Below are 26734 nucleotides of genomic sequence, written 5' to 3' on the forward strand. Positions count from 1 at the left end.
GGCACTACCGTCGCCTATTTGAACCCGCAGGCTTTCTTCGAATTGCCCCAGGTAAACCACCCACGATATCCTCCCGTATTGTAGCTGTAACAGCCGTTAATCGCCCTGCCCGTGGCTCTTCTCTTGCCGGACTTGTCGAAATAAACTCCCCTGCCGTGGGCCTTTCCGTCTTTGAATTCGCCTTGATATCGCGCGCCATCGGAAAAATAACCTGTCCCTCGGCCGTGTTCTTTATTGTCCTTCCACCCGCCTTCGTAGCGGCTACCGCTCTTCCATGTATTGGTGCCCCGACCGTGCCGATTGCCGTCTAGAAATTCACCTTCGTAGCGGTCGCCATTCTTCCATATGTACGTACCGCGGCCGGTTAGCTTTCCCTTCCGGAATTCACCCTCGTAGCGGTCGCCGTCCTTCCATGTGAAAGTCCCGCGGCCGTGCATCTGGCCGTCCTTCCAGCCTCCCTCGTAACGGTTGCCGGCCGGCCAGGTACGGGTGCCGCGGCCATGTTTCTTGCCGTTCAGATATTCGCCTTCGTAACGATTGTTGTTAGAAAAAACTTCGACTCCGTGACCGCGAACAAATCCGCCGCCCCGCCATTCGCCCTCGAAACGCGTGCCGTTAGGCCAGATCTTTTTTCCCCGGCCGTGCGGCTCTCCATCCTGCCATTCACCGTCGTACCGTACGCCGGCCGGCGATTTGATGATGCCGCGATCCGGCATTCTGCCGTTGACCCATTCGGCCTCGTAGCGGCGGCCGTCGTGCGAGATGTGAGCGCCTTTTCCGTGCCGCTTGCCGTCCTTCCACTCGCCTTCGTACCTGGTCCCGTCGGCCGATCTGGCGGTGCCCTGTCCGTGCTGCGCTCCGTCGCGCCACTCGCCCTCATAGCTGGCGCCATCGGCCCAGAAGGCCTTGCCAGTGCCGTGCTTCCGGCCGGCGCGATACTGGCCGTCGTAAGTCTCCTCGCTCTGCCCGGTCTTCCAGACGGTGCGGCCCTCGCCTGAAGCCCTGCCGCCCTCGCAGGCGCCCGACCAGGTCACCGTCTCGCCCGGCTGCGGGCCGGGGTTCCACAATTTGCAGGGAGCGTTCGTGGCGGTCGCCCAGACGCCGCCGGACAGGTCCGGCGCAATGCCGAGCAGGGTCTTCGCGTCCTCGATACCGAGATAGCCGGTCGAGGGCCGGCCCAGCGCGGCCTGCCACTTGCCGATCGCCGCCCGCGTCGTCTTGTCGAAGAACAGCCCGCCTCGGTCGCCCGGATCGAAGCCGGAGGCCCACAGGGCGGTCTGGATGCGCTGGCGCTCGCCGCGTTTGAGGCCGAGCGCCGCTTCGGCCGCCGCCGGATCGTCAACGTCCCGCGCCTGCGGGTCCCTGAGCCGCGCGATCCGGTTGCGCGCCAGGGACGCGAACACGCCGTCGGGATATTGCTCCAGGTAGGCTTCGAGGTCCGCCGGGTCGCGGCTGCCCTTGACCGAGTGCCAGAACAGCGATTCCTTGTCCTTGACGACGATCCCGCTCCCGCCGCCGGGCGCCACGGTCCCCGGCCCCGGCGCGGACCTTGCCGCCAGGTAGAATCCCTTGCTCGACAGGGAGCCGTAGACGAACGGCTCCTGTTGTCCGCCGGTGGTTCTGAGCACCGCGTCGCGCACCTTGCGGAACATCAGGCCGACCTCGAGCCCCGGCTGCTCCAGATGGGCCAGCAGGGCCGTGCTGTAGGGGCTGTTGCGGCCCGCGCCGTCGGCCGCCACCGAGCCGCCCTTGGCGGCATAGGCGACCAGGGTCTCGCCCGCCGGTTCGACCCGCGCCAGGCCGCGCCCGATCGAGCGCGTCGCGCCGGCGCGCGTCATTGCCTTGGCGAACGGATTGTCCCGGCAGGCGTCGAGCACGATCAGGCGCAATTCCGAGGCCCGGTCGACCGAGCGGGAAACCAGGTCGAGCGGCACCGCCTCGAATTCCACGTCCTGGTCGCTCGCCAGGCGCGCATCGACCGGGATCAGGTAGTTGCGCCCGTCGACCTCGATGCCGTGGCCGGCGTAGAAGACCATGGCGATCTCGGACATTGCCGCGGCCCGGGTGAAGGCCCGCAGGCCCTTGCGCATCGCATCGTAGCCGGCATTGTCGAGCCGGGTGACCGCGAAACCGAGCCGGCCCAGCGCAGCGCCGATATCGGCCGCGTCGTTGAGCGGATTGGCGAGCCGCGACGCATGTTTGTATTCGGCATTGCCGATCACCAGCGCAACGCGCTTTGCGGCCTGCGCAGGGCTGACTAAGGCTAGCGACAGCAACAGCGCAGCCGCGCACTGCCCGGCAATCTGTTTGCGGACGTTCATCTCCTCCTCCTCTCCGCGGCCCCAGCGCCCTTTTCGACGGGCGTTTCTCGCACCGCGTTACCCGGTTCGGCGCGCCGGATCGGCCGGCCGTCACGGCGTGTGCGTGACGTTGCGGATCTCGACGCGCCGGTTGATCGCGGCTTCGGGGTCGTTCGGGTCCAGCAGCTGGCGCTCGCCCATGCCCTTCCAGCTGATCAGCGAACTGTCGAGCGCGAATTTGCGCACGATGTAGCCGACCACGGCGGCGGCCCGCCGGTCGGACAGGGCGTCGTTGTATTCCAGCGTGCCTTTCGCGTCTGTATGGCCGACGATCTCGATGGCCTGGCCCTTCAGCGCCTCGTTGGAGAGCGCCCGACCGAGCACGTCGAGGGTCAGCATGGAGTCGTTGTCGAGCCGGGCCGAATCGAAGGCGAAGGTCACCTTGAGGTCGATCGACGGCACCGGGCGTTTCTCCTCGCCGGTGACGGTCACGCCCCGCTTGCCGAAGCTGCGCGTCGTGCTGAAGCTGCGGGCCTTGGCCGGCCGCTTGGTCAGCGCCTCGATGATCTCCGTTTCGGTCCGCCGCGACTGGCTCTCGGCAGCGGGGGCGAGTGCGGCGCCCGTTATCGCCGTAAGAGCGACGGATAAGGCGATGCAGGATGTCTTCATGGGTCTACTCTCCCTGTTTCGTCTCCAGGGCGACGAAGGCGGCGCCGACGACCCGCTCCGGCCGGGTCGGGTCGGGCCGGGCGACGATGGCGCGGCGCAGCGCGGTCAGGAATTCGCGCTCGGTCTCGATCAGCGGCCGCTTGCCGGCGAACAGCGGGCTGCGCGACGCAATGGCCACAACCATTTCCTTGCCAAAAGGCGCGGAGACAGTGAATTTCGGCCTTCCCTCCCGCCCGTCGCCGAAGGCCAGTGCGGTCCGGGCCGGCCAGGTCCTGAGCGTCACCGGATCGGAGCGGACCAGGTTGACCACCTTGCCGTCGGCCTGGACATAGGCGACGTGCAGATAGCCCTGGAAGCCGGCCATCCTGACTCCGAAGCTCAGGGTCTCGCCGGCCCGGTAGGCGCGCTTCGGCAGGGCGATGATCGGCCGGCTCGTGTGGGCCAGCGGCTTCGCCAGGGTCATCAGGGTCTCGCATTGCGGCCACGGCCGCAGCGCAACGGCGACCTGCGCGTTGGCCTGTGCCGCCGCCCGGCGCACCTTGGCGAGATCGTCCTTCGCGCCGACGAAGCCGATGACGGCCGGCTTGCCGTTCCTCGTCGCGACCCTGAGCCGGCCGCAGGAAACCGCCGGCAACCGGATTGTCTGCACGGCCGGCGGCGGCTTGGGTTTGGGCGGCGCGGGTTTTGCCGCGAGGCGCATGGCGAAGCCGTATTTCACCCGCCGCCGGAAGGTATCGTAGCCGATCCGGCCGAAACCGCGCTCGCCCCAGCGCCGGCCCCAGGAGTTGACGACCTTGAAATAGCGGCCGCGTTCCGAGTAACCGACGACGGTCACGGCATGGCCGTCCTGCCGGAGATCGACCGGACCGGCGCGCCAGACGCGCCGGCCGCGCAGCCGGTGGAACGCCCGGTCCGGCACCATGCCGATCACCACCGGATGGCCCTTGGCCAGTTCGGCCTTGACCTGGTCGGGGCGGCCGGTATCGACCCGCAGCCAGCCGGCGATGCGGAACCGGGTGGCGCGCGCGACGGTCCCCGGCCCCGGCCGGCGGCAGCGCCGCGGACCGTAGGGATAGGTGGCCCAGGAGACCGCGCCGTTCTTCAGCAGGTTGAGGGCGTCGCTGATCCGGCTGCCGGTATCGCAGCCGGCGCCCGGCCGGCGGATCGTATCGTAGATGAAGGCTGGGCTGGGAATCCGGTCGGCGCCCAGGCGCCCGCCGCCGCCGGGCGTGCTGTTATAGTAGGAGCGGGCGGCATAGCCGACCGCCCAGCCGACGCAGGAGCCCTGTCTGCCCTGGTGGCCCGCGGGCGGAAAGCGGTGGCTCAGATCGATCCGTTCGGGCAGGAACGCCCGGAACGTCCGGGTCTGCGGCCGTTTCGCCAGCGCCGCCGGGTCTTCCGGCAATGCGCCGGTGGCATAGACTGTGTCTTCCGGGTCCGGCTGCTCCTGGGCTCGCGCGGTCTGTGTCACGGCGGCGAGAGCCAGCGCAATCGCTCCCGTCAGGACAACGCCGAAGGGAGCAATCGCAAACCCGCCAATTTTATCGCAGTGGGGCCTCATATTGACAGAATATTGCTGAATCACCGATTTATAAATTTTTTTCGGAATAAGTAGATAGGGGCTTGAAATATCCCCGTCAATCCCTATATTCAGAGTACAGGGAGAGACGCCATGAACCTCATCACCATCTTCCAACGCTACCCGGATCAGGAAGCTTGCATTGAGCATATGGAGCGCGTGCGCTGGGGCGACGAAGCCCATTGCCCGCACTGCGGTTCCGTCAAGGTCGCCCGCAAGGCGGAGCGGTACAGGGTAGGCCGCTGGAATTGCCACGATTGCAAGGCCAGCTTCAACGTCCTGTCCGGGACCATCTTCGAAAAGACGAAAATCCCGCTGCAAAAGTGGTTCATGGCTATCGGGATCATGGTCAACGCCAAAAAGAGCGTTTCCAGTTTCCAGTTGTCCCGCGATCTCGACATGAACCAAAAATCGGCATGGTACATGCAACAGCGTATCCGGGCCGCGATGGCCGCGGATCAAGGCCCGCTGCTTCAAGGGATTGTCGAGGCGGATGAAACCTACGTCGGCGGCAAGCCCCGGAAGCCGAACCGCCGCGACGACGACGGGCCGGGCAAGCCGCGCGGTCGCGGAACATCCAAGACTCCGGTTGTCGGCGCTGTAGAGCGCGGCGGCCGGGCCGTTGCCCGCATTGCCGATGGGCTGGACGGCAAAAGCCTTCTGCGGTTCCTGAAACAGAATGTCGATCCGGTCGGAACGCTCCTGATTACCGACGAATGGAAGGGCTACAAGCCGGTCCGTAAAGCCTACCAGCACGCCGTTATCAAGCACTCCGAAGCCTACGCCGACGGCGACACGCACACGAACACCATTGAAGGCGTTTGGGCGCTCCTGAAGCGGGCGCGGTACGGGCAGCACCATCATTACACCCGCCACTGGATGCCTCTGTTCATTGCCGAAGCGGTCTGGAAATACAATCACCGAAAGACGGACAGGGGCTTCGATATGTTCATGCGGAGTTGCTTCGCATGAACCGCCTCTATTACGGCGACTGCCTCACCGTCATGCAGGAAATGTCGCTCGGCAGTGTGGATCTGATCTATCTCGATCCGCCGTTCCAATCGAACCGCGATTACAACGCCATCTATCAGGACGAAACCGGCCGTCCTCTGCCCGATCAAATCGAAGCGTTTTGCGATACATGGACTCTGGATGCAGACCGGGAGCGCGCCATCCGCGCCATGCCGGTGCTGATGCGCGAACATGGGATCGAAGACGAAATCGCGGAGTTCTGGCGCTTGTGGATGAACGCGCTACGCAAGACGAACCCGCGGCTTCTGGCGTATCTGTCCTACATGGTGCAGCGGCTATTACCCATGCGCGGCCTGTTGAAGCCGACCGGAAGCCTGTACCTTCACTGCGATCCGACCGCCAGTCACTACATCAAAGTGATGCTTGACGGGCTGTTCGGGCATGAGAATTTTCGGAATGAAATTGTCTGGCGGCGCACCGGCGCGCATGGCCGCGCGAAAAGATGGGGACCAATTCACGATACGCTTTTGTTTTACAGCCGAGGAAAAAAGTACACATGGAATCGCGTTTTTGAAGCCTATGATCCCGAATACATTGAGAACTTTTACCGCTTCAAAGATGACCATGACCGCTATCGTCTTGTGACGCTTGATGGCCCTGGGACCAGGAAAGGCGATTCCGGGCAACCGTGGCGAGGGGTAAATCCGACCGATAAGGGGCGGCATTGGGAATTGCCGCCGGATCGCGCATTGCCAGACTGGTTCGATTTTCCCGAAGGCTATTCCGGCATGACAATTCAAGAGCGTCTTGATGTTCTTGATGCAGCCGGCCTGATTTACTGGCCGCCGCGTGGGTCCGTTCCGCAGTACAAACGCTATCTGTCCGTGTCTGCGGGCAACCCGGTTCAAGATATTGTCTCGGATATTAGGCCCATAGGATCGCAGGCCAAAGAGCGGCTCGGCTACAACACACAAAAGCCGATAGAACTTCTAGAGCGGATCATCGCGGCCAGCTCGAATCCCGGCGACGTGGTATTCGATCCGTTCTGCGGGTGCGCCACGACGCTTGAAGCGGCGCACCGCCTCGGCCGGCGCTGGATCGGAATCGACATTGCCATTCACGCCATAAAGCGCGTGGCCAAAATACGGCTGGAAGAGCGGTTGAAGCTGGTCGAGGGAACCGACTTCACGATTGACGGTGTCCCGCGCAACCTCGAAGGCGCGCGCGACCTGTGGACCCGCGACAAGTACCATTTCCAGAAATGGGCAGTCGAGGAAGTGGACGGCTTCGTTACGACCCGCCGCGGCAGCGACGGCGGTATCGACGGGCGGCTCTACTTCGCCATGCCGCAGACCAGCCCCACGGCGCGCGATCCGCTCCGCTCAATGGTGATTGAAGTGAAAGGCGGCAAGAACGTCGGTATCGGCGTTGTGCGCGACCTGCGCGGCGTCCTGGAGCGTGAGGAAGCCGAGATGGCAGGGCTGATAGTCATGGACGATCCCGGCCCGCGCAAGCGCGCCAATTTCGAGCGGGAGATGGCCGCGGCTGGCGATCTCGACGTGTTCGGAACGCTCTATCCCCGGATGCAGCTTTTGACGGTCGAGGAAATTATCGGCGGCGCACGCTTCAACACGCCGGGAGCGGTCGGAAAAGGTGCTGGACAAGCCGCCCTTGCTGTGTGATATTAAGCCCCTATCTACTTATTCCGATTTTTTTTTATAATTAGGAAACATTATGGCACTAGCAAGATTTTGGTGTGGCGGCCGGTCCCTCCGGGACCAAGACCCGCAGCGTTCGCCCGGCACGTCTTGATCCGCGGCGGTTCGCCCGGCATTCTTCGCTGCGACGGGCCGGACGATGCCCTGCCTGTCCCTGCCCCGTGCCGGAAGTTCCGTCCGGCATGACGCAGGATTGATCGCCAGACGGGTTGGCTTTACCCGGCCGGCGCGGGAAGATGGCCGCATGAACGACGCCGGTTCCAGGACGGCTGCATGACCGACGACCGCCAGACGGACGGTGCTGCACCGGCGGGTGGACCCGGCGCCGGCGCGGACGAAACAGCCGGCGCCGGCGTGCGCGCGCGTCGGATGCTCATTGCCGACGCGCCGGCGCGGCTGCGCTTTCTCAATATCGCGGCCGCCCTCGGCCTGGTCGCGCTGCTGTTCTTCGTTCTCGTCGTCGGCCGGGACTTCCTGGTGCCGTTCGTGGTCGCCATCGCGATCTGGTACCTGATGATCGCGCTGAAGGAGTCCTTCAAGCAGAGCACGAAATACACCCGTATTCCGGTGCCGGATGCGATCGCCATGGTCCTCGCCATCGCGGCGACCGTTCTGGTGATCACCTTGATCGTGGTGTTGATCAACTCAAGCATAAACGGGGTCGTTGCCTCGATCCCGAAATATCAGGACCGGTTCAACGACATTATCGGCAACACGCTGAAGCTGACCGGCTACGAGGGCGAGAACCCCCTGCGCGAGTTCATCGCCAACCTGCGGCCGCAGGAATATGTCTCGCGCGCCGCCGGCGCGATCGGCGGCCTGGTCCAGGACATGGGCCTGATCATCGTCTATGTGCTGTTCCTGCTGCTCGAGACCTGGACCTTCCGGCGCAAGCTGAACGCGCTGGCGCGGACCGATACGCACCGGGAGAACCTGCGCACGACGATCCGCGAGATCGGCGAGGACATCAACACCTACATGCGGATCAAGACCTGGCTGTCCGCGGCGGTGGCGGTGTTGTGCTACGCGGCGATGAAGCTGGCCGGTGTTGATTTCGCCGAGTTCTGGGCCGTCCTGTTCTTCCTGCTCAATTACATCCCGACCATCGGCGCGATCCTCGCCGTGTTCTTCCCGGCCGTGCTGATGATCGTCCAGTTCACCAGCATCCCGCTGATCGTTTCGGTGATCGTCGTGCTGATCGCGATTCCGACCGTGATCAACAATTTCGTCGAGCCGCGCATGATGGGCCGGTCGCTGAACCTGAGCTCGCTGGTCATCATCATGTCGCTGATCCTGTGGGGCAGCATCTGGGGCATCATCGGCATGTTCCTGTGCGTGCCGATCATGGTGATCCTGAACATCGTGCTGGCCAAGTTCGACTCGACCCGGCCCCTCGCCGTCATGCTGTCGGCCAACGGCAGGATCGATTCGAACCGCGCCGTGACGGCATCGCAACCGGCGGAATAGCGATGGCCGGAGCCAGCGCCGCTGCGCCGGTCGTGCGTTTCGACGACGTGAGCGTGCGCTTCGGCGACGAAACGATCTACGACGGGCTCTCCTTTGCCGTCGAGGCCGGCGAATTCCTGTGCATCCTAGGGCCGAGCGGCTGCGGCAAGTCGACATCGCTCAGGCTGATGGGCGATCTTCTGGCGATCCAGGGCGGGCGGGTCGAGATCGAAGGCCGGACTCCGGCCGAAGCCTGGGACCGGCTCGCCTACGTCTTCCAGTCGCCGCGCCTGGTACCCTGGCGCACCGCGCTCGGCAACGTCATGCTGGGGATGGACCTGCGCTTCGACGGCATGGCCAAGGCCGAAAAGGCGGACCGGGCCGGACAGTTGCTGGACCTTGTCGGCCTTGCCGCCGACACCGGCAAGTTTCCGGCGATGCTCTCCGGCGGCGAGCGCCAGCGCGTGGCGATCGCCCGGGCGCTTTCGGTCGAGCCCGACATCATTCTGATGGACGAGCCGTTTTCCGCCCTCGACCTCAACACGCGGCGGCGCATGCGGCAGGAGATCATCCGCATCTGGCGCGAAACCGGCAAGACCATCGTGTTCGTAACCCACGACATCGACGAAGCCTTGGTACTTGCCGACCGCATCCTGTTATTGTCCAACAAGCCGACATCGGTTCTGGATATACTCGCGATCGACGAACCGCGTCCGCGCGATATCGGCGAGACGCCCAGCCTGCGCGAGCGGCGGGACGAATTGGTGCGCCTGTTCCGCCGTCTGGAACCGGGCGAAGTCAATCTGGAGGGAGAAACAGTATGATCGAACGTAATATTTTGCCGGATCGCCGGCGGGTTTTCGCCGGCCTGTGCGCCGGGGCCCTTGCATTGAGTATGGGGGCTCTTGGGCTCGGGGCCGCGCCGGCCGCCGCCAAGGAGAAGGTCACCTACGGCTATCTGATCGACCCGGCGCTCGAAGGCGTGCTCTACGCCATCAAGCAGGGCATCGTGAAATCCGACAAGATCGAGATCGACGGCAAGGCGCTGGCCATCCCGGCGCTGATCCAGTCCACCCCCACCAAGCGGTTCGACGTGCTGATGAACGCCGTCATGGCGATTCCGCTCGCCGCCAAGCGCGGGCTCAAACTGGTCGTCCTGTCCAGCGCCTTGCGCGCCGGCAAGGGCGGGCTCGGCGCCGGCATCTGGGTCAAGAAGGACAGCCCCTACAAGACGATGGCCGACCTCAAGGGCAAGACCATCGGCAACTATGCCCTGCGCGCGACCGGTACGACCTGGATCCGCCTGGCCCTGCTCAAGAAATACAAGCTGAACGTGTCCTACAAGGGCGGCGACATGAACTGGGTGCAAATCCCCGCGCCGGCGCTCCTGACCGCGCTGGAGACCGGCCGGGTCGACGCCGCGACGCTGATCCACTCCCAGGCCTACAGGGCGCGCGGCTCCGGCAACTACCGGGTGCTCGCCTGGACCAACAAGGACATCCGGGAACTCTACGGCGTCGATACCGTGGCCGCCGTCAACGTGACCTATCCGGAGAAGCTCGCCAAGCGGCCGGAGGCGTTCCGGGAATTCAACCGGATGCTGTACGAATCGGTGCAGTATGCCGTGAAGAATCCCGGCGAGGTCGGCGCGGCGATCGCCAAGGGCGGCAAGATCAGTGCGGCCTATTTCAAGGCCTGGCTGACGGATTATTCCTACTTCCCGGGCGCGGTTTCCGACGCCGACATGAAGGCGATGGAAACGATCTGGTCCGGCGCGAAGGAGATGGGCATCCTCAAGTCGGTGCCGAAGGCCGCCGACGTGGTGTGGGAGCACGCCATCCGCGAATAGGCGCCGGCCAGTCTGAGCCGGATCGTTGGACGCTCCGGCAGCCGTAACGGCCCCGGCCGCCGCCCCTGTCGCTAAAGGGGCCGCCGCAGGGCGCAAATCGCGCCTTGCGGCGCACCTTTTCACGCTCGGCGTGCTCGCCGCCTGGGCGGCCTGGGGCGCCTCGGTGGAGAGCTACCAGATGCCGGGGCCCCTGGCGGTCGCCGAGCGCCTCGGCCTGTTCTTCACCGACGCGCACGAGATCGGCCACATGTTCTGGTCGTTCGGGCATATCATTGCCGCGGTCGTCATCTCCTTCTTCATCGGCTTCGCGCTGGCGCTGCTGCCCTGGTATCTGGGCGCCACGCGACGGATGATGCACGGCCGGCTCACGCCCTTCCTGAACTCCTATCCCGGCATCGGCTGGACCATGCTGGCGATCATCTGGTTCGGCGTGAACGATTTCACCGTCGTCTTCGTCATCAGCATGGTGCTGATCCCCTTCGCCATCATCAACATGCGCGAGGGGCTGGAGGCGCTCGACCCGGAACTGCTGGAGATGGTGCGCAGCTTCTCGCGCCGCCGGGTGCGCGCGCTGCTGCTGCTCGTCCTGCCGGCGCTGTTCCCCTTCATGTTCGCGACGCTGCGCATCAGCTTCGGCGTCTCGTGGAAGGTGGCGCTGACCGCCGAGCTGTTCGGCGGCAACAGCGGGCTGGGCTACATGCTCAACCTGGCGCGCAACGATTTCGATACGCCGCTGATCTTCGGCATCATCCTGATCATCATCGCCTTCGTCTACAGCGTGGAACGGTTCGTTTTCGATCCGGTCCAGAAGCGCCTGGCGCGCCACCATGCCGCCTGACGCGCCCGCCGCCCGTCTCGCAGCCACCGGCGGAATCCGGCCGCTGCCGGTCGCGCTGGCCGAAGGGCTGATCGTTGCCGCAGTGGTCGGCTGGTGGGCAATCGCGCGCGACCTGTCCGACGCCGTGATGCCCGGCCCCTGGACGGTCGCGGTGACGACCGCGGAACTGTTCACCGAACCGGACCAGCTTGCCCACACGCTGACCAGCATGCTGCGCGTCGTCATTTCCGTCATCGCCGCCGTCCTGCTCGGCACGCTGCTCGCCTTCCTGCCCCGGCGCTATCCGGCGCTCGACGTCATCGTCTACGGCCGGATCCAGCCTTTCCTGAACGCCTTCCCTTCCGTCGGCTGGGCGATCGTCGCCAGCATCTGGTTCGGCCCGTCCCACGAAACCATCGTTTTTGTCGAGGTCGCGATCCTCACCCCCTTCTGCCTGGTCAACGTCGCCCAGGGCCTGCGCGAGCTCGATGCCGAGGCGATGGAGATGGCGCACAGCTTCACCCGAACCCGGCGCAGGGTGTTCTTCCTGGTCACGATCCCGCTGCTCATGCCCTACATCGTGGCGGCCCTGCGCATCGCCTACGGCGTCGGCTGGAAGATCGCGCTGGTCGCCGAACTGTTCGGCACCGAGAGCGGCCTCGGCTTCCTGATGCTGCGGGCGCAGACCCTGTCCGACGCCGCCACCGTGTTCGCCGCCTGCTTCGCCGTCGTGATCCTGTTCATCGCCGGCGAAAAGCTGGTAATCGATCCGTTGGCCCGGCGGGTCCGATATAATTGACGCGCAAGAGACAGGTTCGAGAGAGGTTCGACCGATGACCGCCATCCGGTTCAGGAAAATTCCCGGTCCGCCGGACATCGCCGTCGACGAGGCCGGCGAAGGCCCGCTGCTCGTCTTCATGCACGGCATCGGCGGCAACCGGACCAACTGGACCGAACAGGTCGAGGCCTTCGCCGCCCGCGGCTTCCGCGCAGTTTCCTGGGACGCCCGCGGCTACGGCGACAGCGACGATTACGAGGGACCGCTGGATTTCAGCGACTTCTCGCACGATCTGGCCCGGCTGCTCGACCATTACGGCGTCGAAAGGGCCCATCTGTGCGGCCTGTCGATGGGCGGCCGGATCGCCCAGGATTTCCACGCCCTCTATCCCGAGCGGATCGCGACGCTCGCCCTGGTCGCCACCTTCGCCGGCCAGAGCAATTTCTTGCCGGCAGAGCGCGAACGCTTCGTGGCCCTGCGCCTCAAGCCGCTCGCCGAGGAGGGCAAGGAGCCGAGGGACATCGCCCCGGTCGTCGCCTCGACCCTGCGCGGCCCGGACGCGACCGAGGCGCAGTATGAGCGGCTGGTCGCCAGCATGGCGGCGCTGCACAAGGAAAGCTACATGAAGACGGTGCGCGCGACCTCGATGTTCGAGCGTACCGCCGAGCTCGAATCGATCCGCGTGCCGACGCTGCTGATCTACGGCGACGGCGATTCCCTGACCACGCCGGAGATCGGCCGCGGCCTCCACGAGCGGATCGCCGGATCGGAATTCGTCGTCGTGCCGCGCGCCGGCCACCTGATCAATCTGGAAAAGCCGGTCGAGTTCGATGCGGCCCTGCTGCCGTTCCTGACGAAGCACCGCGACCTGGCCTGCTGATCCGCCATGCCGCCTGACACCCCGTCCGAAACTCCGGGTTCGCCCGCCCCCGAGGTCAAGATCTATCGCGGCTACAGCCAGGCGGAACTGGACGCGCAGTACAACCAGGCGACGCTGGTGCCCGATATCGGCGGCTATCTCGACGCCTGGGACGGCGAGAGCGCGCGGGTGCGCGACAGCCAGCCCTGCCGGCTCTCGGTGCCCTACGGCGAGGGGCCGGCCGAGACCCTCGACATCTTTCCGGCGGAGAACGGCGCGGACGGCGTGCCCGTCATGCTGTTCATCCACGGCGGCGCGTGGCGGGCGCTGTCCAAGGACAGTTTCAGCTACCCGGCCGCGCCGTTCGCCGCGGCGGGCGCGGCGTGGGTGGTTGCCGATTTCTCCCTGCTGCCGGAGGTCAGCCTCGACGAACAGGTGCGCCAGAACCGGGCGGCGCTGGTCTGGCTCTGGCGCAACGCACGCAGCTTCGGCGGCGATCCCGGCCGGCTCTTCGTCTGCGGCCATTCCTCCGGCGCCCATGTCGGCGGCACGCTGATCCAGGACGGCTGGCGCGCCCGGGCCGGCCTGCCGGAAGACGTCATCAAGGGCGCGGTGCTGGTCAGCGGCATGTACGACCTGGAGCCGGTGCGCCGGTCGTCGCGCAACGAGTATGTCCGCCTGGACGAGGTCGCGGCGCGGCGGCTGAGCCCGGTCCACAACATTCCGGACCGCCTGCCCGCCCTGGCGCTGTTCTGGGGCAGCGGGGAACTGGACGAATTCCGCCGCCAGTCGCGCGGCTTCGCCGAGGTCCTGTGGGCGCGGGGCCACCGGGCCGAAGCGATGGAGATCGCCGGCGCCAATCATTTCGACATGGCCGACGGCTTTGCCGACAGCCGCAGCGCGATCCTGCGCAGCTGTCTCGGCATGATGGACCTGCTGTAGGCCGATGCCCGGCGAAACCGGCTCCGAGGCCGCCCCCGGTCCCGAACCTGACGATATCCCCTGGCCCGCCGGCCGGGCGGAGCCGCTCGATGCAACCGCCCTCGCCGCCAGCCGCGCCGCCGCGATGGCGCGGCGCCCGGCCGGGCCGGTCTGGGTGTTCGGCTACGGCTCGCTGATCTGGAACCCGGCGTTCGAACCGGCCGAACGCCGCCGCGCCGTGCTGCACGGCTATCGCCGCGCCTTCTGCTTCTGGACCGTGTCGGCCCGCGGCACGCCGGAGCGCCCCGGCCTCGGCTTGGGGCTGGAAGCCGCACCGGGCGCGCGCTGCGGCGGAGTCGCCCTCAGGATCGCCGGCGCGACCGAGGCGGCGGACATCGAAAGGCTGTGGGCGCGGGAAATGTATACCGCCGTCTACCGGCCGGCCTGGGTGCCGCTGCATACCGCCGGAGCGACGGACGGGCCGGACCCGGTGCCCTTCACCGCCCTCGCCTTCGTCATCGACCCGGCCCATCCGCAATATTGCCCGCCGCTCGGCGCGGACCGGCAGGCGCGCATCATCGCCGGCGCTGCGGGAAAGTTCGGCCCCTGCGCGGACTATCTGGCGGACATGGTGGTCCATCTTGCCGAAGCCGGCGAACCGGATGCCGAGCTGGAGGCGCTGCTCGAAAGGGTGCAGCGACTGCGGGACTAGATGTGACTTCTCAATAGGTTGTCCATCCGGGATCTGCCGAGTCACCTTCGCCGATGCGGACGGGGTCTCGGCGGCGGATTGCGCCGGGGTCATCCGGCGGGCGACCGCAGCAATCCGGTCGATCTGAATTTGGACTCGCGGTTTGTGCAATTGCGCCGCATCTTGGGCGAGTTCGCCACGCTTGGCTGGAAACGATATGACCATGTTCGAAGGCTTCACGAAGACCCGGATCGAGGTCTCGTCCATCGCCATCAATCTCGTACAGGGCGGCGACGGCCCGCCGCTGCTGCTGCTGCACGGCTACCCGCAGACCCACGCGATGTGGCACAAGGTGGCGCCGCGGTTCGCCGGGCATTACACGGTGGTCGCGCCCGACCTGCGCGGCTACGGCGACAGCGGCAAGCCGGCCTCGGACGACCTCAACGACTTTTGCAAGCGCACGTCGGCGCAGGACCAGGTCGAGGTCATGGCCGCGCTGGGGTTCGAGCGTTTCCATGTCGTCGGCCACGACCGCGGCGCCCGGGTCGGCCATCGCATGGCCCTCGATCATCCGGAGCGGGTCCGCAGTTTCACGTCGCTCGACGTGGTGGCGTCCCAGGCCGCCTTCGACAACATGAACCGCGATCTCGCCTACTCATGGTTCCATTGGCACCTGATGCGCCAGCCTTCCCCGTTCCCGGAGACGCTGATCGGCAACAGCGCCAAATTCTATCTGGATTTCCTGCTCGGCCAGTGGACGGCGGTGGACGGCGCGGTTACCGACGAGGCCTACGCGGAATATCTCCGCTGCTTCAGCAACCCCGAAACGATCCGTACGACCTGCATGGACTATCGCGCCATCGCGGTCGACCTGGTCCACGACGAGGCCGACCGGGGCCGAAAAATCGCCTGCCCGATGCTGGTGCTGTGGGCCGGCAACATGGCCCGGCGCCCCGGCTGGCAGACCGGCGGCACCCTGGACATGATCGGGAGCTGGCAGGAGCGGGCCGGGGATGTCCGCGGCCGCGCCCTCGACTGCGGCCATTTCCTGGCTGAGGAGTCGCCCGACGAGACCGCGCGGGAAATCCTCGCCTTTCTGGCCGGCTGCTGAATCCGCCGCCGGCCTGACCCGTCGGGCTTGGCGGCGGCTTCGAGTCCCCGGAACGGGTCAGGCGCTGAGCCGCATGCCGACCCGGTTCATGTCGGGTTCCTTGTGGAACTTGCCGTCCTGCATGATCGCGACGAGTCGGGACTGATCCTGCAGCACCTTGATATTCGTCAGCGGGTCGCCGTCGACCAGCAGGAGATCGGCCAGACAGCCCTCCCGGATCGTACCCAGTTCGTCGCCCATGCCCATGATCTGACCGCCATACATCGTACCGGCCTTGATCGCCTCCATCGGCGAGAAGCCGACCATGTCGACGAAATACTCGAAGTCCTTGGCGTTGGTGCCGTGCGGCGTCCAGGCGAAGCCGTAGTCGCCGCCGACCAGGACCCGGATGCCGCGCTTGTGCATCGCCAGCATGGTCGCGCAGGCATGCTCCAGCTCGCGCTCGTAGCGATCCGTGATCGGCGTGCCGGGCACGATGCCCCATTCCGCCGCGTTTCGCGCCACGTTGATCAGCCAGGCCAGGCCGGGCGCCACGAAATGCTTGTCCTTGTTGGCTTCCAGCAGGTCCAGCGTCTCCTCGTCGGAGAAGGAGGCGTGGTAGATGATCTCGATGCCGTGTTTCACGCAGCGCTGGATCGATTCCTTCGAGCGCGCATGGGCGGCGAGGCGGCGGCCGCGGCCCCTGGCCTCGGCGACGGCGACGGCGACCTCCTCGTCGGTGAACTGGTTCTCCTCGGCGGCGAACTGGGTGATCTCTTCGCCGGACAGGTTGATCTTGATCGTATCGACGCCCCATTTCATGAGCGTGCGAACTTCGCGCCGCATCTCTTCCACGCCGGAGACGACGATGCCGAGATTGAGCGCCTTGTGGTCGATATGCGGCAACGTGGCGTCGCCGAGGCCGCCGACTGCCGTCAGTTCAGGCCCCGCCGCGGTATAGCGCGGGCCGGGCACCTTGCCCTCCTTGATGGCGTCGCGGATCACCACGTCCAGCCGCGGTTTGGCCGCCGCCGCGCCGTAGCCCGCGGTGAAGCCGGCGTCGATCAGCAGCTTCGCCATGTAGACGCAGTTGAGCGTGTGCTCTTCGAGCGGCATGAGCTGGATCGGGTCGATGCCCGGCGCGTTGTTCCAGCTCAGATGCAGGTGGGCATCGACCATGCCGGGCATCAGCGTCATGCCCCGCCCGTCGATCCTGTAGCTGCCGTTCTGCGGGCCCCACCCGCCGTTACCGATCCCGCCGCCATATCCGCCGCCGGCGCGGAAGATCGACTTGATCCGGTTGCCGGCAACGGTGACATCGCCGCTGTAGGGCGCTTCGCCCGTACCGTCGAGGATGCGGACATTGGAGAACACGATCTCCGGGTCCGGGCGCCCGTTGCCGTTGGTGCCGGCCCAGCCGCCGTATGCGATTTCCGCCATGGTCCCTCTCCCTGTCTCGCCGCTCTAGCCTGCGGCTCTGTCCAGATGCGCCCTGAGCAATTCCGCCGACCGCGCGGGCGCCTCGATCGTCATCCAGTGGCCCGTATCGGGCAGAATCTCGAGTTCCGCTCCTGAAATACGGTTTTTCAACGCTTCGGCCATAGCCACCGGCGCGACCGGATCCCTTTCGCCCGCGATCAGCAGCGTCGGGCAGCGGATCGCCGTATGGTCCGCCGCAGCCGCCGTCGCCAGCGCCCTGCAATGCGCGGCGTATCCGGCCGGATCCTGGCGCATCAGGCTCTCCCGGACGAAGGCCGGCGCGACCGGATTGTTCCTGCGCGACGCCTCCGCGATGCTCGCGGTCGAAACACTGTCTGCGATTCCGGCCATGCCTTCGCGCCGGGCCGTTTCGGCCCGTTCCTTGAGCGCCTGGCGCGCCGCCGGCGCCGGTTCCAGAATGGGTCCGAACAGCGCAAGACTCAAGACAGCATCGGGCAGATCGGCGGCGAGATGCTGGCAGATCAGCGTGCCCATGGAATGGCCGGCGAAATGGGCGCGCTCGATCCCGGCGGCCCGGACCGCATCGCAGACCGCCGCCGCCAGCCCTTTCAGTCCGGGCCGGCCGGGGCGCAGGGCGGAACGGCCGGCGCCGGGCAGATCGGGGCGCAGTACCCTGAACCCGTCGAGGGCGCCCATCAGAGGCGTGAACGTATTCGAATCGCCGCCCAGGCCGTGGATCAGGACGACGGCCGGCCCGGAACCGCCGCTGTCTTCCGTCACCATGCTGCCGAGGCGCAGGTCGGCCATCGCTCAGACCTCCGCGACCGGGTTTTCGAGGACTCCGATGCCGCCGATTTCGACGGCGACCCGGTCCCCGGCCCTGAGATATTTCGGCGGATCGAAGCCGATCCCGACACCGGCCGGCGTCCCGGTCGCGATGACGTCGCCGGGCATCAGCGTAATCCCGTTTGATATGGCGGCGATTATGGCGGGTACGTCGAAAATCATCAGCGCCGTGTTCGAATCCTGGCGGAGTTCGCCGTTGACCCGGCACCGGACGGGTGTGTCAACCAGATCGACCTCGTCCGCCGTCACGGCGACCGGCCCCATCGGGCAGAAGCTGTCCTGGGACTTGCCGATCAGCCACTGGCTGTGCCGGCTCTGCAGATCGCGCGCGGTGACGTCGTTGACGATGGTGTAGCCCCAGACGTGGCGCATCGCTTCTCGCGCAGAAATGTTCCGGCCGGCCGTCCCGATGATGACCGCCAGTTCCGCCTCGTAGTCCACGGCTTCGGTGACATCGGGATCGAGACGGATTTCCGCGCCGTGGGGAATGACCGATTCCGGCAGCTTGGAAAAGACGATGGGGGCGTCCGGCACGACACCCTTCGCAGCGGAACTGTCGAAGCCGGACTGCGCAAATTCTTTCGCATGCTCGTGGTAGTTCTTGCCGACGCAGAAGACGTTGCGCCGCGGCCGGGGAATCGGCGCCTGGACGGATATTTCGCCCACGGCAATCGCCCGGTCCGTCGCCGGCATTTCCCGGCCGATCAGCGCCGCAACGCCGTCGCTGTCGGCTGCGCCGCCGGGCAGGACGAACCGCTCGACGGTATCGCCGCCCTCGGCGATCCGGCCGACATGACGGCCGCCCTGCCAGTCGAACGCGACGAGCTTCAGGTTTCCGCCTCCCCTTGCTCCGCCGGGATCAGGACGGTCGAGCCGGTCGTCGCCCGGCTTTCCAGCGCGCGGTGCGCTTCGGCGGCATTCTCCAGAGCGAACCGCTGCCCGATCTCGACGGTCACGATGCGCCGCTCGATGGCGTCGAACAGCCGTTCCGCGGCGGCGCCGAATTTTTCGGGCGTATCCGTGTAGTGGACGTAATTCGGCCGCGACAGGGTGGCCGAGCAGCCGGCGAGCATAGAGATATCCTGCGGCCCGATATCGCCGGAGGCCTGGCCGAAACTGACCAGATGCCCGCGCACGGCGAGCGCGGCGACGGAATGGGCGAAGCTGTCCCGGCCGACCGCATCGTAGATCACGTCGGCGCCGCGGTCGTCTGTCAGGTCGCGGACCTGCTCTTCGAGGCTCTTCTCGCCCGGCACGATGACATGATGGGCGCCGGCCGCGCGCGCAACCCGGGCCTTCTCGTCGGTCGAGGTCGCGCCGATCACCGTGGCGCCGAGGCGGTTCGCCCACTGGCACAGAATCCGCCCGACACCGCCCGCGGGCGCGTAGACCAGCACGGTTTCGCCCGGCGCGACGGCATGGACGCGATGGAGCAGGAACTCAGCCGTCACACCCTTGAGCAGTCCGGCGGCAGCGGTCTCGTCGTCGATATGGTCCGGCAACGGAATCACAAGGCCGGCGTCCATGGTCCGGACGGTCGTGTAGGCGCCGAGCGGCGGGCAGGCGTAGGCGACCCGTTGCCCCGGCGCCAGATGGCCGACATTCGCGCCGACATCGACGACGACGCCGGCCGCCTCCAGGCCCGGCACGCCCGGCGGCTCGAGCAGATCGAAATAGCCGGTCCGGCAATAGACATCGATGTAGTTGACACCGATCGCAGTCTGCCGCAGGCGGACCTGCCCCGGCCCCGGCGGCGGCGCCTCGGCCGGTTGCGGGCGGAGTTCCTCCGCGCCGCCGTGGCGGCCTATAACGATGGCGGTGCCGGCGATGGCCGCGCCTCGCACTATGGCGGGCCCAGCCGGGGCGGCGTCCCAGGTCCGCCGCTCCCTGTCGCCTGCGCGTTCCACCCGCTCGCGAACCGCGGTGAAGCCGGCTTCGTAGACCTCCGTCGCAACCAGCGCGGCCAGCTCCCGTTCCTGGCCCGGTGGCGTGTTGAAGGTCGACGACCAGCGCCAGAACGTCCGGTCGCCGTCGGTCACCGGCTTCAGCTCGACCTCGGCGACATAGTCGTGCAGCGGGATATCCGCGCCGACGATGGTATAGCGGAAACGGCGGTCCCGGTCGGACAGGGTGAGCAGACGCTCGCGGACATTGGCGCCGTCCTGCAGGTCGAAGTTGCGCACGCAGCCGACCTGGTCGGTGCGCTTCGACTCCTCGAGGAAGCTGCGCCGGACGATCGGGTGCCAGCGGTCGTGGCCGTTGAAATCGCGCAGGATTTCCCACACCGCCGCGACGGGCGCATCGATCACCGTGCTGCGGACCACCCGAATCATGGCCGGACCATGGCGTCAGGCTCCGAATCGGACCTTGAGTGCGTCGAAAGCAGCCTGGAAGACGGTGTTGCCGATGTTGGCGACGAGTTCGGCCTCCGCCGCCGGATCGCAGTCGAATTCGGCCGTCCATTCGGCGAAGGTCCGGCTTCCGTCGGTGACCGGCACGAACTTCAGCGTCGCGATATAGTTTTCGACCCCCATCGGGCTTTCGAGAATCGAATAGGTGACGCTGTAGTCGTAATCCGACAGCGCCAGCAGCCGCTCGCGCAGGAAGCCGCCGTCTTCCAGCCGGAATGCCCGGACGCAACCGACCTGGTCGGAGGGCTGGCCGCCCTCGATCCGGCTTTCGCGCACCGCCGGCACCCAGTCCGGCAGGGCGTTGAAATCGCGGACGGTCTGCCAGATCCGGTCGGCCGGCGCACCGATCACCGAGGAGATGTAGACCCGGGCCATGATCTAGCCGTCTCCGTCCTTCTTGGTCTCGGCGTCCTTCGCCAGGCTGGCGGCGTCCCGGGCCGAGCGGAAGACGTCGCCGAGCCGCGCGACGTTGGCATTCTCGATGCCGACCTCTTTCATCATCTCGTCGATCAGCGGGCTTTGCACCCGGTAGCGCAAAACGCTCTCGATAACCTCGTCGGTCGGGCTGCGTCCGCTTCCGCCGCCGCCGGCCCCACCCCCGGCAAGGCCGTCGACATGGAGGATCTTGATTCCGTCGATATTCTCCATCGGCCTGACGCTTTCGCGGATGATGCCTTCCAGCCGGTCGAGCAGCCGGACCCGGAGCCGCCCGGCGCGGGCGTCCTCGGTCAACAGGTTCTCCGCCTCGTTGCGCAGGCGTTCGGCCTCTGCCGCGACTGCGGCCGTCACCCGGTCGGCCTCGGCGGCGATCTTCGCGGTATCGGCGTCCTTGCCCGCAACGATCCGGTCTATGGCGGCAATCCGCTCTGCAACCTCGGTTTCGCGGACCGTCGCAACCTTCTCTTCGGCCTCCACGGCGCTGGCGCGCACCGATTCCGTCTCGATCCGGGCTTCGGCCTCCTCCGAGGTCTTTTTCAGCACTTCGATCTGCCGTTCGATTTCGGCCAGTTCGACCGCCATTTCCCGGTCGACCTCGAGCCGCCTGAGTTCGCGCTGCTGAACGATGCGGGCCTCCTCGACGCCGCGGTCGGACAGGATGCGCGACCGTTCGACTTCTTCGCGGGCCGCGATCTCGGCCTCCTCCACCGCCCGGCGCTGGTCGATCTGGTGTGCCTGGAGCTGCCGGTCCCGCTCGATGCGTGCCTTGTCCAGGGTCCGGTCCTGATCGATCCGCGCGGTTTCCACCTCCTTCTGGGCCTCGATGCGCGCGGTCTCGGTCTGCTGGTTGCGCGCGATATCGCGGGCTTCGGTCTCGGCTTCGGCCAAAATCTGCGCCTCGCGCAGCTGGCGCTGGGAGGCGATGCGCGCCCGCTCCAGGTCCTCATTGGCGGCGATCTCGGCATTTTCCAGATCGTGGCGCTGGCGAATCTGCTCCTGCCGAACCAGCCGTTCGCGCTCGATGCGCGCGGTTTCCAGCGCCTGCTCCTGGGCGATGCGCGCCCGCTCGACCTCCTCCTGCGCCCGGATTTCCGCCTCTTCCAGCGTGCGCCGGCGGTCGATCTCGAAACCGCGGGTCTCCTGTTGGCTGCCGATTCTGGCCTGCTCGGCCTCGCTCTCCCGGGCCGCCTGGATCCTGGCGACCTCGGCGCGCTGGTCGGCACGCAGGGTTTCCAGGGCGCGCTGCTGGTTCAGGCGTGCGTCTTCGCTCTCCTGTTCCAGCATGAGGGTCTGCTTTTCCGCTTCGAGATTCTGGCTGCGGATGGCGACCATGGACGACTGCTCGATATCGTTGCGCAGCTTGCGGCGCGCCTCGATGGTCTCGATCAGCTGGGTCAGGCCTTCGGCGTCGAACCGGTTCGACGGGTTGAAGAATTCGAGATTGGTCTGGTCCAGATCCGTGATCGCGACGGATTCGAGCTCGAGGCCGTTCTGGGCCAGGGCGACTGCCGCACGCTCCGCGACGTCGGCAACGAAATCCCCGCGCCGCTCGTGCATCTCGTCGACGGTGCGCTCGGCGGCAACCGAACGCAGCGCGCCGACGAACTTGCCGGTCAGCAGCTCCGCCAGCCTTTCATCCTCAAGAGTGCGCCGGCCGAGGGTCGACGCCGCAGCGGCGACCGCCTCCTTCTTCTGCAGAACGCGGACGAAGAACTCGGCCTCGATATCGACGCGCACCCGGTCGCCGGTGATGACCGCCTCTTCCCGGGTGCGGGCGATGGGTATGCGCACCACATTGAGATTGACCGGCGTCACCTCGTGGACGATCGGCAGGACCAGCGCCCCGCCGTTGATCACCACCTTCTCGCCGCCGAAACCGGTACGCACGAAGGCGACTTCCTTGGTCGAGCGGTGATACAGCCAGTTGAGCAGATAGACGATCACCACGATGGCGATGATCGCCACGATGAGCCACAGGATGATGCTCCCGATCAGGCTTCCCGTCATGGTCCGGCCCTCCCTATCCTTCGATCCTGACCGCCTTGAAGGCCTTCGTCTGTTCGGTCAGGGCTGTTTCCGTCGGCAGGCGCTCCATGGATGAAGCGCCGTAAAATCCGTGACAGTTCCCGGTTTCGTTCAGAATATACCGCGCATCTTCCGGCATGGAGACCGGCCCGCCGTGCACCAGCACGATAATCTCCGGGTCGACGCGCATCGCGGCGGCGGCCCAGGCGTCGACCAGCGCCGGGCAATCCTCCAGCTTCAGGGCGGTTTCCGCACCGATCGAGCCGCCGGTGGTCAGGCCGAGATGGCAGACGACGATGTCGGCCCCGGCCCGGGCCATGGCCTCGGCCTCCTCCTCGCGGAAAACATAGGGCGTGGTCAGCATGTCTTTCTCATGGGCCATGCGGATCATATCGACCTCGAGGCCGTAGGACATGCCGGTTTCTTCGAGGTTGGCGCGGAACACGCCGTCCATCAGCCCGACCGTGGGGAAATTCTGCACGCCGGAAAACCCCAGTTCCGAAAGCCGGTCCAGATACGCGTCGAAGATGCAGAACGGGTCCGTGCCGTTGACGCCGGCGAGGACGGGCGTGTTGCGCACGACGGGCAGCACCTCGTGCGCCATTTCCAGCACCACGTCATTGGCGTTGCCGTAGGCCAGCAGGCCGGACATCGACCCCCGGCCCGCCATGCGGTAGCGGCCGGAATTGTAGATGACGATCAGGTCGATGCCGCCGGCTTCCTCGCATTTCGCCGACAGGCCGGTGCCCGCGCCGCCCCCGATGATCGGCACGCGGTCGGCCTTCATGGCCCGGAACTTCTCGACAAGGGACTTGCGGTCAAACCGTGGCATGGCGGGCTGTCCTGGCCGGGGGGCTGATCTCGTCGAGGGCATCGGCAATCGCGCGGGCGAAGGCCGGGTCGTTGATATGGTGCGGCAGGCGGACCAGGCGCCTGGTCGGCGTTTCCTGCAGCGTGCCGGCGATGGCGCCGAACAGGGCGGCGTCGGCATCCGGCGCGTGGAAGGGCTGGCCCGGCGCATCCAGCGCCGAGACGCCGCCTTCCGGGATCAGGAAGCGGACCGGGCCGGCCATCCCGTTCAGCCGCTCGGCGATCCACGCGCCCATGCGGGCATTTTCCTCCGGCGTCGTGCGCATCAGCGTCACCTGCGGATTGTGCTCGACGAATGTGCGGTCCCTGTACCGGTCCGGCACCGTATTGCGCGGGCCGAAATTCACCATGTCGAGGGCGCCGACGGAGCCGATATAGGGCAGGCGCGAGCGGATGAAGGCGCCGAAGCGGTCTTCCGTCGCCGGGAACACGCCGCCCATCATCAGGTCGCAGACTTCCGTCGTGGTGAGATCTACGGCGGCTGCCAGCATGCCGCTGTCCGCCAGTTTTTCCATCGAGCGGCCGCCGGTACCGGTGGCGTGGAAGACCAGGCAGTCATAACGGTCCTCGAGCAGGCCGGTAATCTGCTGCACCGCGGTCGTGGTGACTCCGAACATGGTGAGCCCCAAGCAGGGCTTGTCGTCGTGCTGCGGCTCGGCCTTGCGGCGCTCGGCGAGCATGCCGGCCATGGCGTTGGCGCCGTTGGCCAGGACCGTGCGGCTGATCCGGTTCAGGCCCTGCACATCGGTGACCGAATACATCATCATGATGTCGGCCGCCCCGACATACCGGCCGACTTCGCCAGAGGCGACAGTGGAAATCATCACCTTGGGTATGCCGACGGCCAGGGCCTGCATGGCCGGCGTCGCGAGCGACGTCCCGCCCGAGCCGCCGGCGGCGATGATGCCGGCAACGTCGGGCTGACGGACCAGCCAGGCCTCGAACGCCTCGGCCATGGCGCCCACCGCTTCGCCGCGGTCTCCGGTGAACACGCCGGAGGCGCCGCGCGGATGGGAGGCGGCGACGATATGGGGCGGCACATCGGCAGAGGACGTATTGCCGGAGGTCGACAGGTCGACGGTCTTCACGGCGATGCCAAGGGCGACCAGCCGGTCGCGGATGAATCCGAGCTCCGCGCCCTTGGTGTCGAACGTGCCGGCCAGATAGACGCTGCCTTCCGCCAACGCGCCGCGATGCGCTGCGGGTTCCTGAAACAGCGGCTCCGGCCTGGCATCGAAGGGCCGCCCGCCGCCTTCCGCCTCCGCAGCGCGGGTCTGCTGCCAGGTCGCGCCCGACCAGCGGGTCGGCGGCACATAGATCAGATCGCCGGTTTCGGGCCTGCCCGCCGGGGCGGCCGCATCGTCCCTGGCTGTCGCCGTCTCGTCTGCAGGCACCGCTTCTTCGAGCGGGGCAGGTTCTTCGACGGCGGCGGCTTCGGCCGGACCGTCATCTTCCAGATCCAGATCGTCGTGGGAATGGCGCCCGACGCCGAGCAGCCGTTCCTGGAGCAGCCGGTCGGCGGCCAGCTCGGCGGATGGCATGGTGCGCCGGATGCGGCCGTTGACCATGATCGAGATCCGTTCGGAAATCGCGGTCGCGACCGAAATATTCTGTTCGATGAGCAGGACGGCGACGCGGTTTTCCCCGGCCAGCGCGGCCAGCAGTTTCTCGACCTGGTCGACGATCAGCGGCGCGAGGCCTTCGGTCGGTTCGTCGAGGATCAGGAGTTCGGGGTCCTGCAGAAGCGACCGGGCGATCGCGAGCATCTGCTGTTCGCCGCCCGAAAGCTGGCCGCCGCCGTTGTTGCGGCGCTCCGCCAATCGGGGGAAGGCGTCGTAAACCCGGTCGACGTTCCAGGCGCCGCCACCCTTCCAGGCCAGCCGCAGATGCTCGTGGACGGTGAGCGACGGCCAGAGCCGGCGGCCCTGGGGCGTATAGCCGACGCCGAGATTGGCGATTCGGTACGACGGCAGCCCGACCAGTTCCTCACCGGCCATGCGGATCGATCCGCGCTGCACCGGCAGCAGGCCCATGATGGCGTTGCACAGCGTCGTCTTGCCCATGCCGTTGCGGCCGACCACCGCGTGAACGCCGGACATCAACTCCAGATCGACGCCCTGGAGCGCGTGGGAAGAGCCGTAGTAGATGTGCAGATCCCGGATGCTGAGCGCATGGGGGTCCGGCTCCAGTCTGCGGGCGCGGCTACGCATGCCCGGCCCCGTTGCCGCCGTGCCCGAGATACAGTTCCTGGACCTCGGGATCGTTCTCGATCTCTTCGGGCTTCCCCTGTTTGAAGATTCGCCCGTTGTGCATCATGGTGACCCGCTCCGCGACGCGCAGCGCGACATCCATGTCGTGTTCGATGATGATGAAGCCGATATGCGCCGGCAGGGACTGCAGAATCTCGACCAGATCGGCGCGTTCGCTCGGCGACAGTCCTGCCGCGGGTTCGTCGAACAGGATCAGCCGCGGCGCGCCCGACAGGGCGAGCGCCACCTCGAGCTGCCGCTGCTGCCCGTGGCTGAGTTCGGCCACCGGCGTATCGCGCCGGTCGTCGAGATGGACGGCTTGGAGCAGCGTCTCCGCCATCTCCATGGCGCCGTCGTCGCGGCGCGGCCGCAGCAGCGAGTGCCGCCCGCGCCCGACGCCCCGACAGGCGAGAAAGATGTTCTCGATAACCGTGAGGCCGCTGAAGAGCAGCGAAATCTGATAGGTCCGGCGGAGGCCGCGACGGATCCGCTCGTGAACCGGCAGATACGTCACGTCCTCACCGAACAGTCTGACGCGCCCCGAGGTCGGCGGAAAGTCACCCGTGATCGCATTGAACAGGGTGGTCTTTCCGGCTCCGTTGGAACCCAGCACCGCCCGCCGCTCGCCGGCGCGAACGGTCATGTCGATGTCCGCCATCGCCACCAGCGCGCCGAAAAGGCGGCCGACGCCGGTCAGCTCCAGCGCGAACTGCCCGGCCTGCGGCAGGGCGGAACGCGGGAGGGCGGTGCCGGGTTCGTCCAACGG

23 protein-coding genes and 1 pseudogene are annotated in these 26734 nt (G+C 66.7%); 11 read left to right on the forward strand and 13 right to left on the reverse strand.

The window, feature by feature from the left end:
• Positions 1-14 precede the first annotated feature (14 nt).
• The 3 genes from OXM58_12375 to OXM58_12385 form a co-directional block, all read right to left on the reverse strand.
• A complete protein-coding gene (locus OXM58_12375) occupies positions 15-2321 on the reverse strand; it encodes a caspase family protein (GenBank protein ID MDE0149158.1) in 2307 nt (768 codons plus the stop codon).
• Between the two features lie 90 nt (positions 2322-2411).
• Complete coding sequence (locus tag OXM58_12380; GenBank protein MDE0149159.1) at positions 2412-2969, reverse strand: OmpA family protein; 558 nt, start codon at positions 2967-2969, stop codon at positions 2412-2414.
• Between the two features lie 4 nt (positions 2970-2973).
• Positions 2974-4440, reverse strand: coding sequence for a DUF4384 domain-containing protein (locus tag OXM58_12385; GenBank protein ID MDE0149160.1), 1467 nt, complete (start codon positions 4438-4440; stop codon positions 2974-2976).
• A 201-nt stretch (positions 4441-4641) separates the two neighbouring features.
• Between OXM58_12385 and OXM58_12390 the strand changes: the two genes are divergently transcribed.
• The 11 genes from OXM58_12390 to OXM58_12440 all read left to right on the forward strand — a co-directional run bounded on the left by OXM58_12390 (position 4642) and on the right by OXM58_12440 (position 15710).
• On the forward strand, positions 4642-5520 hold the full coding sequence (locus OXM58_12390) for an IS1595 family transposase (GenBank protein ID MDE0149161.1): 879 nt from the start codon (positions 4642-4644) through the stop codon (positions 5518-5520).
• Positions 5517-7202 carry a DNA methyltransferase gene (locus OXM58_12395; GenBank protein MDE0149162.1) on the forward strand — a complete coding sequence of 562 codons (1686 nt, stop codon included), beginning with the start codon at positions 5517-5519 and terminating at the stop codon, positions 7200-7202. Before OXM58_12390 ends, OXM58_12395 begins: the two co-directional genes overlap by 4 nt.
• A gap of 309 nt (positions 7203-7511) precedes the next feature.
• Entirely contained in the window at positions 7512-8705 is a 1194-nt protein-coding gene (locus tag OXM58_12400; protein MDE0149163.1) for an AI-2E family transporter, read from the forward strand.
• A 2-nt stretch (positions 8706-8707) separates the two neighbouring features.
• Complete coding sequence (locus OXM58_12405) at positions 8708-9508, forward strand: ABC transporter ATP-binding protein (protein MDE0149164.1); 801 nt, start codon at positions 8708-8710, stop codon at positions 9506-9508.
• Positions 9505-10533, forward strand: a complete 1029-nt coding sequence (locus tag OXM58_12410; protein MDE0149165.1) for an ABC transporter substrate-binding protein — start codon at positions 9505-9507, stop codon at positions 10531-10533. The genes OXM58_12405 and OXM58_12410 overlap by 4 nt, the downstream gene beginning before the upstream one ends.
• Positions 10534-10558: 25 nt before the next feature.
• Positions 10559-11371 carry an ABC transporter permease subunit gene (locus OXM58_12415; GenBank protein MDE0149166.1) on the forward strand — a complete coding sequence of 271 codons (813 nt, stop codon included), beginning with the start codon at positions 10559-10561 and terminating at the stop codon, positions 11369-11371.
• The gene (locus tag OXM58_12420) at positions 11361-12149 is read left to right on the forward strand and encodes an ABC transporter permease subunit (protein MDE0149167.1); all 789 of its coding nucleotides are present in this window, start codon (positions 11361-11363) and stop codon (positions 12147-12149) included. Before OXM58_12415 ends, OXM58_12420 begins: the two co-directional genes overlap by 11 nt.
• Before the next feature lie 34 nt (positions 12150-12183).
• Positions 12184-13008, forward strand: coding sequence for an alpha/beta fold hydrolase (locus OXM58_12425; protein ID MDE0149168.1), 825 nt, complete (start codon positions 12184-12186; stop codon positions 13006-13008).
• A gap of 6 nt (positions 13009-13014) precedes the next feature.
• Complete coding sequence (locus OXM58_12430) at positions 13015-13929, forward strand: alpha/beta hydrolase (protein ID MDE0149169.1); 915 nt, start codon at positions 13015-13017, stop codon at positions 13927-13929.
• A gap of 4 nt (positions 13930-13933) precedes the next feature.
• Positions 13934-14620: a gamma-glutamylcyclotransferase gene (locus tag OXM58_12435; GenBank protein ID MDE0149170.1), complete on the forward strand. Its 687-nt coding sequence runs from the start codon at positions 13934-13936 to the stop codon at positions 14618-14620.
• A gap of 196 nt (positions 14621-14816) precedes the next feature.
• On the forward strand, positions 14817-15710 hold the full coding sequence (locus OXM58_12440; GenBank protein MDE0149171.1) for an alpha/beta hydrolase: 894 nt from the start codon (positions 14817-14819) through the stop codon (positions 15708-15710).
• A gap of 57 nt (positions 15711-15767) precedes the next feature.
• Here the strand turns inward: OXM58_12440 and OXM58_12445 are convergent, their stop codons facing one another.
• The 10 genes and pseudogenes from OXM58_12445 to OXM58_12490 form a co-directional block, all read right to left on the reverse strand.
• Positions 15768-17129, reverse strand: coding sequence for an amidohydrolase family protein (locus tag OXM58_12445; protein ID MDE0149172.1), 1362 nt, complete (start codon positions 17127-17129; stop codon positions 15768-15770).
• A gap of 24 nt (positions 17130-17153) precedes the next feature.
• The gene (locus OXM58_12450; protein ID MDE0149173.1) at positions 17154-17936 is read right to left on the reverse strand and encodes an alpha/beta hydrolase; all 783 of its coding nucleotides are present in this window, start codon (positions 17934-17936) and stop codon (positions 17154-17156) included.
• 3 nt (positions 17937-17939) lie between these two features.
• Positions 17940-18641 (reverse strand): fumarylacetoacetate hydrolase family protein, encoded by a 702-nt coding sequence (locus OXM58_12455; protein MDE0149174.1) that lies wholly within the window; start codon positions 18639-18641, stop codon positions 17940-17942.
• 161 nt (positions 18642-18802) lie between these two features.
• On the reverse strand, positions 18803-20308 hold the full coding sequence (locus OXM58_12460) for an SRPBCC family protein (GenBank protein ID MDE0149175.1): 1506 nt from the start codon (positions 20306-20308) through the stop codon (positions 18803-18805).
• Positions 20309-20323: 15 nt separating this feature from the next.
• On the reverse strand, positions 20324-20761 hold the full coding sequence (locus OXM58_12465) for an SRPBCC family protein (protein ID MDE0149176.1): 438 nt from the start codon (positions 20759-20761) through the stop codon (positions 20324-20326).
• Between the two features lie 3 nt (positions 20762-20764).
• On the reverse strand, positions 20765-22831 hold the full coding sequence (locus OXM58_12470) for an SPFH domain-containing protein (protein ID MDE0149177.1): 2067 nt from the start codon (positions 22829-22831) through the stop codon (positions 20765-20767).
• Positions 22832-22844: 13 nt separating this feature from the next.
• On the reverse strand, positions 22845-23681 hold the full coding sequence (locus OXM58_12475; protein MDE0149178.1) for a phosphoenolpyruvate hydrolase family protein: 837 nt from the start codon (positions 23679-23681) through the stop codon (positions 22845-22847).
• Positions 23668-24903, reverse strand: a complete 1236-nt coding sequence (locus OXM58_12480; GenBank protein MDE0149179.1) for a Tm-1-like ATP-binding domain-containing protein — start codon at positions 24901-24903, stop codon at positions 23668-23670. The genes OXM58_12475 and OXM58_12480 overlap by 14 nt, the downstream gene beginning before the upstream one ends.
• Positions 24904-25434: 531 nt before the next feature.
• Positions 25435-25929, reverse strand: a pseudogene (locus OXM58_12485) (ATP-binding cassette domain-containing protein).
• Positions 25922-26731, reverse strand: coding sequence for an ABC transporter ATP-binding protein (locus tag OXM58_12490; protein MDE0149180.1), 810 nt, complete (start codon positions 26729-26731; stop codon positions 25922-25924). Before OXM58_12490 ends, OXM58_12485 begins: the two are co-directional and overlap by 8 nt.
• Between the last annotated feature and the right edge of the window lie 3 nt (positions 26732-26734).

Source organism: Rhodospirillaceae bacterium (assembly GCA_028819475.1).
In the GTDB taxonomy this organism is placed as follows: Bacteria; Pseudomonadota; Alphaproteobacteria; order Bin65; family Bin65; genus Bin65.